Genomic DNA, 14459 nt, shown 5'->3' on the forward strand with positions numbered 1-14459 from the left:
GGAAGACAATGGAGAAATTATTCGGCGGAAGGAGCAGCACTGGGAGCGGGCTCATCAGGAGAATAGGTGTTCGCGGGCGTGAAGGTGCCGCCGGTGATGCTGATCACACTTTCAGAAGTGGGGGTGCCGAGGACCCGGAAGGACTGATCGCGCTCACTGGTGATGGTGCCGCCGGAGATGGTGATATTTCCCATGCCGCCGGGATAATTGGAACTATATCCGACTTCGATGCCGCCGCAGTAGGTGGGGACAGCATCTCCCATCTTACAATCTTCACCGCCGGTCCCATTGCCTGCCACAGTGCCGCCATCCATGGTCAGGGAGCCGCTGCGGATTACGATGCCGGCGCCGCTTTCACCCGTGATGGTGCCGCCATGGATCATGAGTTCGCCGGCCTGAGGATGGTACAGGCCGCAGTTGCGATAACCGTCGGTCTGTGTTTGGCCGGTGATGGTGCCGTCGTTGATTACAATGCGGGTTCCGCCAAAGTCGTTGGTGGAATTTTTGGTTCCGTTACCGGATACGCCGGCGTTATCTCTGCCGATGATGGTGCCGCCGTTGACCGTCAGGACAGCGCCGCTGCCGCGGATGTATACGCCGCACTCCTTGCCGGTCAGCGTTCCGCCGCTTACCGTCAGGGTACTCGCCACAGCAGCTCCGCCGGGGGTGACATTCCCGCTCACCATGACAGCGTGGTTGCCGTCGGAGTTGACTTCACCGGATGTAGATCCGCTGTTGTCACAGATCGTCAGGTTTGCGCCGTTCTCTACTTCAATAGCAGTGACATTGGTGATGGAAAGCTTTTTACCGTTGAGATTCAAGGTGTTTTCTTTGCCGGAGAACGTAATGGCGGAGGGACTGGTAATATCAGCGGCGAGGATAATTGTACCGGCCGATCTGGCCGCCGCACGCAGACTGTCGGCCGAAAAGACATACGCTGCGCCGTCCAGGGTCAGGGAGTCGCCCTCCTGTGCTCCAAAACCGTCCTGGATGTTCATGCCGCCGGTGATGGCTGCGGCGCTCTTGAGGGCCACCTTGATGTCGTAGTCTACAGTGCCTTCGTGCGACACACACAGGGCGTCTCCGCCGTTGTTTACCAGGGAGCCGCCGTTGACGGAGACATTGATGTCGCCATGGTAGCCGGTCGGTTTTGCGCTTGCGGGCTTCACGACCACAAGGGCGCCGGTGTAGTTGCCGGTAGCACCATTATTGGCGGAGACGTCGGTTTTCCGTGCGGCGGAAGCGGTGATCGTGCCGTCGTTGATGATGAGGGTACCCGAACGGAGCTCGATGCCCTCCTTGGTGCCGGAGATGATGCCGCCGTTGACGGTGACGGTACCGGCACTGGGCAGATACATGGCCTGCTCGCCGCCCCGGATGGTACCGCCGTTAATGGTCAGAGTATATCCGTTGTTTTTGACCTTTCCGTTGGAGGCGATGGCGACGCCCTCCCCTTCATTGGCGCCCCAGGCGCAATCAATCGTGGCGCCTGTGTTAATGGTGGTGAAGGAGGTGGGTGTGTCAATTCCCAGGCCATAATAGGCATTTACAGGGACAGTGATGGTACCGCCGTTCAATACCAGTGTTCCATCGTTTTGGATGACGGGTCTTGTAGTATAGCTTTGGAAGGTCTGGTTTTCCACGGACTCATCCAACAGGGAAAGGGTCACCTTGCCGGTGCCCACCGTGTCGTTCAGGGTCAGAGAACCGGCGGCCTGAACGAGAATGGCGTTGGTGGAGGTGACGGCGGCGCTGGAATCCTTGTTGTCTTTATACGTTGTGGCCGTCAGCGTTTTGCCGTTGAGGTCCAGAACTACGTTTTTCCCGGCGGCAATTTCCAGTGCCGCCCGATTCAGGGTAATATCGCTCCCCAGGCGGATGTGCCCGCCGTTGGCGGCGGCGGCGCGGAGAGCGGCCTCATCGCCGGCCATGGTGTAGCTGGGGCCGCTGTCGTCATCGGAAGAGGAACTGCCGGTGTTCCCGGTCGTAGGCTTGGAGGTTTCGCCGGTGGAGGTGCCCGTCTTGCCCGGGGCCACAGTGCCGGTGCCGGAGGAGACGGCCTCACTGCTGCTGTTCTGCACTTTGGTGCCGCTGGTGTTGACCGTTGTGTCGGTGGCGCCCGCGGCGGCCTCTACCTTGGACACGGTGCCGGCGCCCTGGACGGTGGTGCCGGTGCCTGCCGTGGTGAGGGTGCTCACCTTGGAGCCCTTTTCCGCTGTGAGGGTGGTGGAGACGGCGGTGTCCGCGATTTCCACCTTGGACACGGTGCCGCCCACGGTGACGGAGGTGTTTTCACCGGCCACGGTGAGGGTGGACACATTGGAGCCCTTCTCCGTAGTCAGGGCGGCACCGGTGGCGGCGTCAGTGACGGAGAGGTTTTTTACGGTGCCGGTGATCGCCACAGTGACGTTAGGGGCATCTACGGTGACCGAGCCCACGGAGCCCTCGATCTTGACGGAATCGGAGCCGTCGTCGATCACCACGGCGGACACATCCGCGTTGCCCTCCACCGACAGACGGACCGCCCCGTCCTGACGGGAGAGGAGCACGCTTGCGATGGAGGAATTGCCCTTGATGATGACGGAGTTGGCGCCGCCCCGAACGATGAGCCGTCCGCCCAGAGTCAGACCGTCCAGCTCCACGTGGCCTTCGCCAACTCCCTCGGCAATGATCAGGTCGCCGGAGATGGACAGATCCTTCAGGACCGTGCCGTCAGCGCTGATTACAGCGGAGCCGGTCACATTTTCCGTGTAGGTCCCAGAAACGCTGTAATAGCCGGGGAAGAGGTTTTTCAGGAGGGTGGCGACCTCAGCGCGTGTAATGGTGTCGTTGGGGCGGAGCCGCCCGTCGCTGCCCTGGACATATCCCAGGGCGGTCATGGCTTTCACTGCATCCAGGGCCCAGGGGGCGATCTCGCCGGCATCGGTGAAAGTCACGGCGCTGCCGCCGGTAAGCTCCATGACCCGGGCCAGCATGACCATGGCCTCCTGGCGGGTGATGGTGGCCTCCGGGCGGGCGGTGGCGGTGACGCCGGCAGAGCCGGTATCGCCTTTCAGAATACCGGCCGCATTGGCCTTGAGGACGGCGTCGGTATACCAAGCGCCCTCGGCAACGTCGGAGAATGTATTTTCAGCCTTGGTTTGATACCCCATGATCCGGTCCAGCATCACAGCCAACTCGGCCCGGGTGATGGGGGCGGTGGGATGGAGGTCCCCCTGGGCGTCTCCCTTGAGCACATTCCGCTCTGCCCAGAGATTCATAGCTTCGTCATACCAGTTTTCTTCGGCTCCTGTGGCCTGAGCCGGTACAACGGCCAGTGAACAGAGCATTGCCATAGAAAGAACCAGTGACAGCAATTTTCGCTTCATAGAATCGACTCCCTTTCGCAAATTTAAAACAGACAAATCGCCCCGTAACGCCGTCTGCCGCCGCTTTGGAGAAAGGCTGTTGTCCAAAACTTTGGAGGCCGCTGGCGGAACTGCTGTTTTGCTGGCATCATTATAGCATACGGTAATATTAAATCAATATTATTTACAAAATTATGATCTGAATATTGCTTTTCAGAGGACCTAAAATTGGTCAGACAAAATAATAATGAACTGAAAAAAACGCGTGTCCCCACACGCCGGCGGGGACACGCGTTTTTTTCAGTTCAGGATTCGTTCATCAGGCGCACCCACTGGTCGTTATAGAGGGTGCGGATGTCGGCGGGAAGGCAGGCGAAGGTCTCACACTGCTCCGTGGCGAAGGTTTCGTCGGGATAGGCGAAGGGGTCCTCCACCACCTCGGGGTCCAGGGCCTCCCGGACGGAGAGCAGAGGGGAGGAATACCAGGTTTCCTCGCAGTTGCGCAGTCCGGCATCCGTGGAACACATAAAGTTGATAAAGGCCTCGGCGTTGCTCTTGTTCTCCACGCCCTTGGGGATACACATGGCGTCCACATAGCGGTTGGTGCCCTCCCGGGGCAGGGCAAAGGCCAGGTCGGAGTTGTTCTCCTTCATGGTCAGGAAGTCGCCGTAGTAGTAGACGCCGATGGCGGCGTTGCCGCCCTCCAGTTTTTCAAAAATGTCGTCCATGACGTAGGCCTGCACCAGGGGGCGCTGGGCGACCAGCGCATCCACAGCCGCCACGACCTGAGCGGGGTCGGTGGTGTTGTAGGAATACCCCAGCTTTTTCAGAGCAATGCCGATGGTGTCCCGGGGATTGTCGAACATGAGGATGTCCCCGGCGTACTTCTCATCCCAGAGAACGTTCCAGGTTTCCATGTCCTCGCCGGCATCCACCATGGTGGTGTTGTAGATGATGCCCAGCGTGCCGAACATATAGGGGACGGAGTAGAGGTTTTCCGGGTCGTACTCCGGATTTTTCAGGGTGGGGTCGATATCTTCAAAATTGGGAATGTTGTCAAAATCCAGGGGCTCCAGCATATCCTCTTCGATCATCTGGCCGATCATATAGTCGGAGGGGATGATCACGTCGTAGCCGGTGGCGCCGCCGGCCAGCTTGCCGTAGAGGGACTCGTTGGAGTCATAAGTCTGGTAGTTGACCTTGATGCCGGTCTGGGCGGTAAAGTCATCCAGGACGGACTGGTCGATGTATTCGCCCCAGTTGTAGACGTTTACCACGCCGTTGGCGGCGGAGCCGGCGTTGGAGCCGCCGCAGGCGGCCAGGCCCAGGAGGCTGGCGGAGGCCAGCGCAAGAGAGATCAGCTTCTTTTTCAATTCGATTCAGTTTGCTCCTTTCAGGTGTTGAATATTTTCAGGCCGAAAGGCCGGAAAAACAGATCACTGGGCGGAGAGGGTCTCCCGCCGCTTCCGTGCCTGACGGTCCTGCCGGGCCTGGCGCAGGTTGACGATCACCATCAGGGCCACCACGGCGGCGAACATGAGGGTGGACAGGGCGTTGATCTCCGGGCTGACCCGCTTTTTGGCCATGGAGTAAATGACCATGGACAGGGTCTGCGTCTGAGCCCCGGCGGTAAAGTAGCTGATGACGAAATCGTCGATGGAGAGCGTGAAGGCGATGATGAGGCCGTTGACCACCCCGGGCATGATCTCGGGGAGGATCACCTTCCGGAAGGCGTGGAAACCGTGGTCGCCCAGGTCCTGGGCGGCCTCGTAGATATTGGGGTCGAGCTGCCGGAGCTTGGGGGTCACGGACAAAATGACGTTGGGCACGTCGAAGGTGATGTGGGCGATGAGCAGGCTCCAGAAGCCCATGTTCCACTTGATGCCCAGCATCCGGCCCAGCGAGCCGTTCCATGCGCTCACCGCCAGCAGGAAGAGCAGCATCATGGAGACGCCGGTGATGATGTCGGCGTTGGTGAGAGGAATGTTGTTCACCGTCATGCACACGCTGCGGGTGCGGCGGCGGAGGTTGCGGAAGCCGATGGCCGCGGCGGTGCCCATGACGGTGGCGATGACCGCCGCCAGAGCGGAGACCGCCAGCGTGACCCAGAGGGCGTTCAAAATCATGCCGTTGTGGAACAGCTCCACGTACCAGTCCAGGGTGAAGCCAGCCCACACTGCCTTGGATTTGGAGGCGTTGAAGGAAAAGACTACCAGCACCAGAATGGGGGCGTAAAGAAAGAGGAAGCACAGCAGGATAAGCAGCCGGCTGAACAGTCCGTTCTTTTTCACAGGGTCACCCCCTGTTCTCCGTCGCCGAAGTGGTTCATGACCGCCATGCACACCATGACGATGACCATCATTACCAGGGAGATGGCGCTGCCCAGATGGGGGTTGTAGGCGCTGCCCAAAAACTGCATGTCGATGAGGTTGCCCAGCAGCAGGGTCTTGCTGCCGCCCAGCAGCCGGGAGATGGCAAAGGTGGACACCGAAGGGATGAAAACCATAGTGATGCCGGAGAGCACGCCGGGGAGTGACAGGGGAAAGGTCACCCGGCGAAAGACGGTAAAGCTGTCGGCCCCCAGATCCTGGGCGGCTTCGATGACCTTGGGATCGATCTTCTCAATGACGGAGAAGATGGGCAGGACCATATAAGGAAGAAAGTTGTAGACCATACCCAGGACGATGGCGCCCTGAGTGTCGATCATTTGAAAGGGACCCAGGCCGAAGAGGCCGAAGAAGGCGTTCAAAAGGCCGTTGCGCTCCAGCAGGAACTTCCAGGAGTAGGTGCGCAGCAGAAAGTTCATCCACATGGGCAGCATAATGAGCATGGTGGCCATGCGGCGGAGCCAGCCGGTTTCCCGGGCCAGATAGTAAGCCAGGGGATAGCCCATCAGCAGGCAGATGACGGTGGCCACGGCGGCCAGCAGGAAGGAGCGGCCGAACGCCGAGGCGTACTGGGCCATGTCCCGGAAGTTGGCCAGGGTGAAGCCGCCGGCATCGGCGGTGAAGGCGTAGAGCGTGATGATGAGGATGGGCGCGACCACGAAAATGCCCATCCACCCAATATATGGGTAAGAGATGGCCTTATTCTTCATCGTCCGCCTCCGTATCCTCGTTGAGCTCGTCATATTCAGAGGAATAGGAGCTGTAATCGCCGAACATGCCGGAGTACCGGCTCTTCTTCATGATGTGGAAGCCGTCGGGGTCGATCTTCACCCCGATCCTGGCCCCGACCGGGGAGTAGTCCGTCGTCTGGATGAGCCACTTGAAGCCCTGGAAGTCCACGATGATGTCGTAGTGCATCCCCTTGAAGGTCACTTCGGTGACCGTGCCGGTGAGCTGGCCCTGCTCCACGGGGACGATGTCGATGTCCTCGGGGCGGATGACCACATCCACCGCCTCTCCCGGGGCGAAGCCGCCGTCCAGACAGGCAAACTTCTTGCCGTACATCCGGACGACCCGGTCTTCCGGCATGGTCCCGTCGATGATGTTGCTCTCGCCGATGAAGTCGGCCACGAAGGCGTTTTTCGGCTCGTTGTAGATGTCCTGCGGAGTGCCGATCTGCTGGATGTTTCCCTTGTCCATGACCACCACGGTGTCGGACATGGTGAGGGCCTCCTCCTGATCGTGGGTGACATAGATAAAGGTGATGCCCACCTGCTGCTGGATCTTTTTCAGCTCCACCTGCATGTCCTTCCGAAGCTTCAGATCCAGCGCGCCCAGGGGCTCGTCCAGCAGGAGGACCTGGGGGCGGTTGACGATGGCCCGGGCGATGGCCACCCGCTGCTGCTGGCCGCCGGAGAGGGAGTCCACGCTCCGCTTGCCGTAGCCGGGCAGATTGACCAGCTCAAGAGCCTCTTCCACCCGCTGTTCGATCTCTTTTTCCGGGCGCTTTTGGATGCGCAGACCGAAGGCCACATTTTCAAAGATATTCATGTGGGTGAACAGGGCGTACTTCTGAAAGACAGTATTGACCTTCCGCTTGTGGGGGGGCAGGTCGTTGATGCGCTTTCCGTCAAAAAACACGTCCCCGGAGGTGGGTTTTTGAAACCCGCCGATGATCCGAAGCGTGGTGGTCTTGCCGCACCCGCTGGGACCCAGGAGCGTGAGGAATTCCTTGTCATTGATATAGAGATTCAGGCGGTCCAGAACCACCTCGTCGTCGTACTTTACGACGCAGTCCGTCAAGCGGATCAGCTCTTTGGACATGTATCCTCCCCCATTCCATTTCTTTGTTTTAGTATAGAAGATAACAGCTTACAATATATATGCTGTCCCCCCAAAAGTCAACGTCTTTTCCGTAAAAAGTTTCGGGAAAAAAGGGAGGAGAAAAATGGGGTCACAGCCGAACCCCGGGGAACCAATCGGAGACGAAGTCGATCTGGTCCACCGGGACCGTCAGAGTCTGGCCCCGCAGTCCCTCCAGGCACCCTGCGTCAGTGGGAAAATCAAAGACCAGCTTGTAGGACCAGAGGGCCTGCCCTCTGCGCTCCACATTTCGGTTGTCCTCCCGCCGGCCGTATTTTCCGTCTCCCGCCAGGGGATGTCCGGCGGCGGCAAACTGGGCCCGGATCTGGTGCGTCCGGCCGGTGAGCAGTTCGCACTCCACCAGGGAGAGCCCCCCCCGCGCCGTCAGGGTGCGGTAGCGGGTGGCGGCCGACTTGCCGCCGGGGACGGGCCGGGAATAGACGCTCACCTGTTTTTTGGCCTCATCCTTTAATAAAAAGCCACGCAGCTCCCCCTGGGGCGGGGACATCTTACCCACCACGGCGGCCAGATAGAATTTGGAGATCTCCCGGTCCCGGATTTTGTCGTTCATCACCCGCAGGGCCTCGGCGGTCTTGGCGGCGATCACCAGCCCGCCGGTGTTCCGGTCGATACGGTTGCACAGAGCGGGGGCGAAGGCGTTTTCCCACCGGGGGCTCCACTCCTTTTTCTGATAGAGGTAGGCCTGGATGTGGGTGATGAGGGTGGAGACATATTCGTGCTGGTCGGCATGGCAGAGAAGGCCGGGGCGCTTGTTGCACACCAGCAGATGTTCATCCTCGTAGAGAATGTCCAGCTGCGGCTTGAAGATGGAAAGAAACGCATTTTCTTCGGTGGGGGTGTCAAAAAACTCGTCGTTGATGTATAATTGAAGCAGATCGCCCACCTGGAGCCGGGTATCCCGCTGCGAGCCTTTCCCGTTGACCTTGACCCGCTTGAGGCGGATGTATTTCTGGGCCAGAGGCGCGGGGAGGAGGGGCACTGCCTTGCCCAGCCAGCGGTCCAGCCGCTGCCCGGCGTCATTTTTCCCTATGGTAAATTCCTTCATATTCAGATCCTCCTCCGTCCGCCCGAAACCCTTGGATTTCAGGCGTCCGCCGCATGAAAGCGGCGACTGCTGCTATTGTATCATATTTTCGGAAAAAATGAAGAAAGTATTTGACACAGGACAAAATTTTCGATATAATGTCCGCTGTACCGTTACGAGGAGAACAAGATGCGTTTAGATTTAAGAGACATCATCCGTACCCCCGGTGCCAGTCGGGACTTTGCCTGGGAACTGGATCTGTCCCAGGTCACTCTCTACGGGGAGAAGCCCTTTGACCACCCCATCCACGTCTCCGGCTCTGTGCGGAACATGGCGGGGGCCCTTCAGCTGGAGGGCAGAGCGGTCAGCGAGCTGGACACCCACTGCGACCGCTGCCTCAAACCCATCACCGTGGCGCTGGACGTTCCCGTGGTCACGCTGCTGGCCGAGGAACTGGAGGACGAGGAGAGCGACGAGATCGTCCTGCTGGAAAACGGGACCGCGGATCTGGAAGAGATCTTCTCCACCGCCTGTATCCTGGCCCTGGACGGCAAGCACCTGTGCGCGGAGACGTGCAAGGGCCTGTGCGGGGCCTGCGGAGCGGACCTCAACGAGGGGCCCTGCGGCTGCAAAAAGGAATTGGATCCTCGCCTCGCCGTTCTGGCGAAGCTTTTGGATAAGGACTCTTCGGAGCCCGATGAAGAAACATGAGCAATCAAATGCCCCTGTCACGTTAAGGAGGTGTCATAGATGGCAGTCCCTAAGAGTAAAGTGTCCAAGCAGCGCCGCAACAAGCGCCGCAGCGCCGTGTGGAAGCTGGAGACCCCCGGCGTCACCACCTGCCCCAAGTGCGGGGCTTACCGCCTGCCGCATCGGATGTGCAAGTCCTGCCTGACCTATAACGGTCACGACTTCAACAAGGCCGAGGCGCCCGCCGCGAAGTAAAAAGCGGTTCCGGAAAGAGCAAGAGGGGATGATTCCCCTCTTTCTTTTTGCCCGGAAAGGGGAAGAGACTGAAAAACAGCGCAGAATAAGAGGGCATCCGGCCTGTGCGATCGGGTCTTTCGTTGACTTCCGAAGCGGGATGTGCCATAATACTTGCGAGTATAAAATGAGGAAAAAGGGAGGGGTTTTCCATGGCGAGACCTCTGGTGGCCATTGTGGGCCGGCCCAATGTGGGCAAATCCATGCTTTTCAACAAACTGGTGGGCCAGCGGCTGTCCATCGTGGAGGATACCCCGGGTGTCACCCGGGATCGGCTGTACGCCCCCTGCGAGTGGTGCGGGCGGAAATTCAATCTGGTGGACACCGGCGGCATCGAGCCGGGCACCGACAGCGAGATCCTCCAGTTCATGCGCCAGCAGGCGGAGATCGCCATCCAGAACGCCACGGTCATCGTGTTCCTGTGCGACATACAGACCGGCTTGACCGCCTCTGACCAGGAGGTGGCCGCCATGCTGCTGAAGTCGGGCAAACCGGTGGTGCTGGCGGTGAACAAGATGGACCAGACCGGGCACACGAACCCCGACATTTACGAGTTTTACAACCTGGGCCTGGGCGACCCCGTGGCCGTCTCCGCCGTCCACGGCCACGGCACCGGCGATCTGCTGGACGAGTGCCTGAAGTATTTCCCGGCCCAGGACGAGGAGGAGGACGACGACGAGGTCATCAAGGTGGCCATCATCGGCAAGCCCAATGTGGGCAAGTCCTCTCTGGTCAACCGCATCCTGGGGGAGGAGCGGGTCATTGTCAGCAACGTGGCGGGTACGACCCGGGACGCGGTGGACAACTATTTTGAAAACAGCAAGGGCAAATACCTGCTCATCGACACCGCCGGCATGCGGAAGAAGTCCAAGGTGGACGACCGGGTGGAGAAGTTCTCCGTCCTTCGGGCCACCATGGCCATCGAGCGGGCCGACGTGTGCCTCATCCTGATCGACGCGGGCGAGGGCGTCACCGAGCAGGACACCAAGGTGGCAGGCCTGGCCCACGAGGCGGGCAAGGCCTGCATCATCGTGGTAAACAAGTGGGACGCGGTGGAGAAAGACGACAAGACCATGGACCGGATGTGCAAGGACATCCGCCGGGATCTGGCCTATATGGAGTATGCCCCGATCCTGTTCATTTCTGCCCTCACCGGCGCCCGGGTGGAGAAGCTCTTTGACGCCATCAACGACGTGGCAAACCAGGCGGCCATGCGCATCACCACCGGAATGCTCAACGACGTGCTGGCCGACGCCACCGCCCGGGTGCAGCCCCCCACGGACAAGGGCCGCCGCCTGAAGGTCTATTATATGACCCAGGTGGGTATCAAGCCGCCCCATTTTGTCATCTTCTGCAATGATCGGGAGCTGTTCCACTTCTCCTACCGGCGCTATCTGGAGAATCAGATCCGGGCCACCTTCGGCCTGGAGGGCACCCCCATTAAGATCACGATCCGTCAGAAGGGCGACAAGGAGGGGTAAGAGGATGCTGGAATCCTTTCGTGCGCTGGTCAACGGCGGGGAGGACTGGGCCGTGATGTGGTCCGTCCCCAACCCCGTGCTCCTGACCGGACTGATGGCGGTGACCGCAGTGGCCGCGTACTTTTTGGGCTGTTCCAACGGGGCCATTCTGGTCTCCAAATATATCCTGCGGGACGATGTCCGCAGCCACGGCAGCGGCAACGCCGGACTGACCAACTTTTTTCGCACCTTCGGCGGGCCGCTCACTTTGGTGGTTATTTTGTCCGATGTGGTGAAGGCCATCCTGGCCGTGGGCTTCGGCCTGCTGGCGGTGTGGCTGACGGGCTGGCCGGGCCTGAGCCTGGAGGTCAAATACTGGGCCGGGCTCTTTTGCCTGCTGGGGCATATGTTCCCCTGTATGTTCGGCTTTCAGGGCGGCAAGGGGATTCTCTCCGGGGGCACCATCGCCTGGCTGATCGACTGGCGGCTGGCGCTGCTGGTGTGGGGGGGGTTTGCTCTGCTCACCGCCCTCACCCGGTATGTCTCCCTGGGCTCGGTGTACGCCGCCGCCTTTTTCCCGGTGGGGACCTGGCTTTTTGTCAGCCATGATCCCATCGTGATGACGCTGTCGATCCTGCTGGGCGGGCTGATCCTCTGGAAGCACCGGGGGAATATCCAAAGGCTGCTCAAGGGAGAGGAGAACAAGCTCTCCTTCCATAAAAAAAAGGAATAAAAGGCTCCCGGGGTCCGGGGGCGGCCGGAAGAGCCGGTCAACAGGGCGGGCATGGTCCCACCGAAATGGAGGTCAATTGATATGAAGATCACCGTATTGGGTTCCGGCGGCTGGGGGACGGCGCTGGCCCTGCTTCTGCTGGAAAACGGCCACGATGTGACGCTCTGGTCCTATCAGGAAGCGGAGAGTGCCAATCTTCGGGAGAAGCGGGAGAATCCCGTTTTGAAGGGAGTCCCGCTGCCGGAGGAGCTGAAGCTCACCGCCGACATGAACTGCGTCCGGGGCTGCGGAGCCGTGGTCATCGCCACCCCCTCCTTTGCGGTGCGCGGGACGGCCGCTCAGGTCAGGGGGCTGCTGGACCCCGGGGCTGTGCTGGTGAGCGTGTCCAAGGGTGTGGAGAAGGACACCTCCCTCACCCTCACCGACGTCATCGCCCAGGAGGTGGGGGAGGCCCACCCCGTGGTGGGGCTCTCCGGGCCCTCCCACGCCGAAGAAGTGGGCCGGGGCGTGCCCACGGCGGTGGTGGCGGCGTCCAAAGACCGCGCCGCCGCCGAACTGGTGCAGGACCTCTTTATGAGCCGGCGCTTCCGGGTCTACACCACCGATGACGTGGTGGGCGTGGAACTGGGCGCGGCGCTGAAGAACATCATCGCCCTGTGTGCGGGCGTCTGCGACGGCCTGGGCTACGGCGACAACACCAAGGCCGCCCTCATGACCCGGGGGCTCACCGAGATCGCCCGGCTGGGGGAGGCCATGGGCGGCCGAAAGGAGACCTTCGCGGGCCTTGCGGGGCTGGGCGACCTCATCGTCACCTGCACCTCCATGCACTCGAGAAACCGCCGATGCGGCATCCTCATCGGGCAGGGCGCCGCTCCGGCGGAGGCGGTCAGGGAGATCGGCATGGTGGTGGAGGGCTATTACGCCGCCGCCAATGCCAAGAACCTGGCCGACAAGCTGGGGGTGGAGATGCCCATTGCCCAGGCGGCCTACCAGGTTCTCTACGAGAACAAGGATCCCCGGGCGGTCATTGCGGAACTGATGACCCGGAAGAAGAAGCACGAGAGCGAAGAGAGCTGGGTTTGAGCCCCGCTCCTTTCCTCCGGAGACAATAGGCTCAAAAGAATGAAAACGGACAGGCCGAAAGCCTGTCCGTTTTTTTCATGCGTCCGCTCATAAACGGGGCCAAGCCCTCATAGACATGGGTCAGTACCAAAGAGGAGGGATGACCTATGGAAGGTTTTGACGATGCGGCGATTCTGCTGCCCCCGGCCCTTCGAAAACGGGCGGAGGCTCTGCCGGGCACGGTGCGGCGCAGGGCGGAGGAGATCCGCCTGCGGGCGGGGAGGCCTCCCACGGTGAGTGTGGGAGCGGACGAGCTCCCCCTTCCCGGCGGGGAGGCGGTGACAGTGCGGGATCTGGAGCTGACAGTGGAGATCGCCACCCAGGCCAGCGCCCACGCTGCCCTGGAACGGGTGCGGCAGGGCTACTTCACCGTCCGGGGCGGGCATCGGATCGGGCTGTGCGGCAGTGCGGCCGCTGAAGGCGGGCAGGTGCGGAACCTGCGGACCCTCTCCTCCCTCAACATCAGAGTCGCCCATACCGTCCCCGGTTGCGGGGAAGGGGTGCTCCGGACGCTCTGCGCCTCGGGAAGCCTCCCCAATACCCTTCTCCTGGCCCCCCCGGGGGCGGGAAAGACCACCCTGCTCCGGGACCTGGTCCGGCTGGTCTCCGACGGCGGGGTCTGTCCCCCGATGCGGGTGGGGCTGGCCGATGAACGGGGGGAGGTTGCCGCCCTCTGGAACGGGGTGCCCCAGTTTGATGTGGGAGGGCGCACCGATGTGCTGGAGGGCTGTCCCAAGGCCCAGGGGCTCATGATGCTCCTGCGGGGGATGAATCCCCAGGCGCTGGCCTGCGACGAGATCACCGCCCCCGCTGACTGCGCCGCGCTGGAACAGTGCGCCAACTGTGGTGTGAAGCTGCTGGCCACCGCCCACGGGGCGGGGCCGGAGGATCTGGAACGCCGCCCCCTCTATCGGGAGCTGCTGGCCCGGCGGCTCTTCGAGGTCGTGGTGACCATCGACCGCCGGGGAGCGGGCTTCGACTACCGGGTGGAGGAGCTGCCATGTTAAAACTGCTGGGGACGTTGCTTCTTCTGGGCGGCGGACTGGCCCTGGGCCTGGGCGCGGTGAAGGAACTGGACGCCCGGGCCCGGGGGCTGGCCGCCATGGCGGCGGCGCTCAACCTGCTGGAGGGGGAGCTGGCCTTCCGCCTGCCCCCCATGCCCGACCTGCTGGAGACCCTGGCGCGCAGGGCAGCTCAGCCGGCGGCCGGTTTTTTTGCCGCCTGCGGACGGGGCATGGAGCATCTGGGGGAGCGGCCTTTTGAGACCATCTGGAATGACGCGCTGGCGGAGGAACCCATGGGGCTCTGCGAGGAGGACCGCGCCGTCCTCCGGGAGCTGGGCCCGGTGCTGGGCCGCTACGGCCCGGAGGACCAGCGCCGGGCGGCGGAGGCCGCCCGGGGACGGCTGGAGGCCGCGGCGGAGCGGGTGCGGGAGCGCCGCCGCCGGGAGGGTCGGGCCTACGGCACTTTGGGACTGGCCATGGGGGCTTTTCTCACCATCTTACTGCTGTGACGGGG

At 61.5% G+C, this 14459-nt stretch carries 13 protein-coding genes; 7 read left to right on the forward strand and 6 right to left on the reverse strand.

Annotated elements, in window-relative coordinates:
* Positions 1 to 17: 17 nt before the first annotated feature.
* The 6 genes from ACQRD3_RS00405 to ACQRD3_RS00430 form a co-directional block, all read right to left on the reverse strand.
* Complete coding sequence (locus tag ACQRD3_RS00405; protein ID WP_080907115.1) at positions 18 to 3368, reverse strand: S-layer homology domain-containing protein; 3351 nt, start codon at positions 3366 to 3368, stop codon at positions 18 to 20.
* 284 nt (positions 3369 to 3652) lie between these two features.
* Positions 3653 to 4720: a polyamine ABC transporter substrate-binding protein gene (locus ACQRD3_RS00410; protein ID WP_080907116.1), complete on the reverse strand. Its 1068-nt coding sequence runs from the start codon at positions 4718 to 4720 to the stop codon at positions 3653 to 3655.
* Positions 4721 to 4783: 63 nt separating this feature from the next.
* Entirely contained in the window at positions 4784 to 5638 is an 855-nt protein-coding gene (locus ACQRD3_RS00415) for an ABC transporter permease (protein ID WP_427779120.1), read from the reverse strand.
* On the reverse strand, positions 5635 to 6444 hold the full coding sequence (locus ACQRD3_RS00420; protein WP_080907118.1) for an ABC transporter permease: 810 nt from the start codon (positions 6442 to 6444) through the stop codon (positions 5635 to 5637). The genes ACQRD3_RS00415 and ACQRD3_RS00420 overlap by 4 nt, the downstream gene beginning before the upstream one ends.
* A complete protein-coding gene (locus tag ACQRD3_RS00425) occupies positions 6434 to 7558 on the reverse strand; it encodes an ABC transporter ATP-binding protein (protein ID WP_080907119.1) in 1125 nt (374 codons plus the stop codon). The genes ACQRD3_RS00420 and ACQRD3_RS00425 overlap by 11 nt, the downstream gene beginning before the upstream one ends.
* Positions 7559 to 7688: 130 nt before the next feature.
* On the reverse strand, positions 7689 to 8663 hold the full coding sequence (locus tag ACQRD3_RS00430) for an RluA family pseudouridine synthase (protein ID WP_427779122.1): 975 nt from the start codon (positions 8661 to 8663) through the stop codon (positions 7689 to 7691).
* 168 nt (positions 8664 to 8831) lie between these two features.
* On the opposite strand from ACQRD3_RS00430, the gene ACQRD3_RS00435 reads away from it, so the two are divergent.
* The 7 genes from ACQRD3_RS00435 to ACQRD3_RS00465 all read left to right on the forward strand — a co-directional run bounded on the left by ACQRD3_RS00435 (position 8832) and on the right by ACQRD3_RS00465 (position 14454).
* Positions 8832 to 9353, forward strand: coding sequence for a YceD family protein (locus ACQRD3_RS00435; RefSeq protein ID WP_427779123.1), 522 nt, complete (start codon positions 8832 to 8834; stop codon positions 9351 to 9353).
* 39 nt (positions 9354 to 9392) lie between these two features.
* Positions 9393 to 9587: a 50S ribosomal protein L32 gene (gene rpmF, locus ACQRD3_RS00440; RefSeq protein ID WP_080907122.1), complete on the forward strand. Its 195-nt coding sequence runs from the start codon at positions 9393 to 9395 to the stop codon at positions 9585 to 9587.
* A 191-nt stretch (positions 9588 to 9778) separates the two neighbouring features.
* On the forward strand, positions 9779 to 11107 hold the full coding sequence (der, locus tag ACQRD3_RS00445; RefSeq protein ID WP_080907123.1) for a ribosome biogenesis GTPase Der: 1329 nt from the start codon (positions 9779 to 9781) through the stop codon (positions 11105 to 11107).
* A gap of 4 nt (positions 11108 to 11111) precedes the next feature.
* Positions 11112 to 11819 (forward strand): glycerol-3-phosphate acyltransferase, encoded by a 708-nt coding sequence (locus ACQRD3_RS00450; RefSeq protein ID WP_427779126.1) that lies wholly within the window; start codon positions 11112 to 11114, stop codon positions 11817 to 11819.
* A gap of 81 nt (positions 11820 to 11900) precedes the next feature.
* Positions 11901 to 12902 carry an NAD(P)H-dependent glycerol-3-phosphate dehydrogenase gene (locus tag ACQRD3_RS00455; protein ID WP_427779127.1) on the forward strand — a complete coding sequence of 334 codons (1002 nt, stop codon included), beginning with the start codon at positions 11901 to 11903 and terminating at the stop codon, positions 12900 to 12902.
* Between the two features lie 146 nt (positions 12903 to 13048).
* A complete protein-coding gene (locus tag ACQRD3_RS00460) occupies positions 13049 to 13948 on the forward strand; it encodes a stage III sporulation protein AB (protein ID WP_080907125.1) in 900 nt (299 codons plus the stop codon).
* Positions 13942 to 14454, forward strand: coding sequence for a stage III sporulation protein AB (locus tag ACQRD3_RS00465; RefSeq protein ID WP_080907126.1), 513 nt, complete (start codon positions 13942 to 13944; stop codon positions 14452 to 14454). The genes ACQRD3_RS00460 and ACQRD3_RS00465 overlap by 7 nt, the downstream gene beginning before the upstream one ends.
* Positions 14455 to 14459: the final 5 nt, after the last annotated feature.

It is taken from the genome of Candidatus Pseudoscillospira sp. SGI.172, assembly GCF_050313575.1.
Lineage (GTDB): Bacteria > Bacillota > Clostridia > Oscillospirales > Oscillospiraceae > Vermiculatibacterium.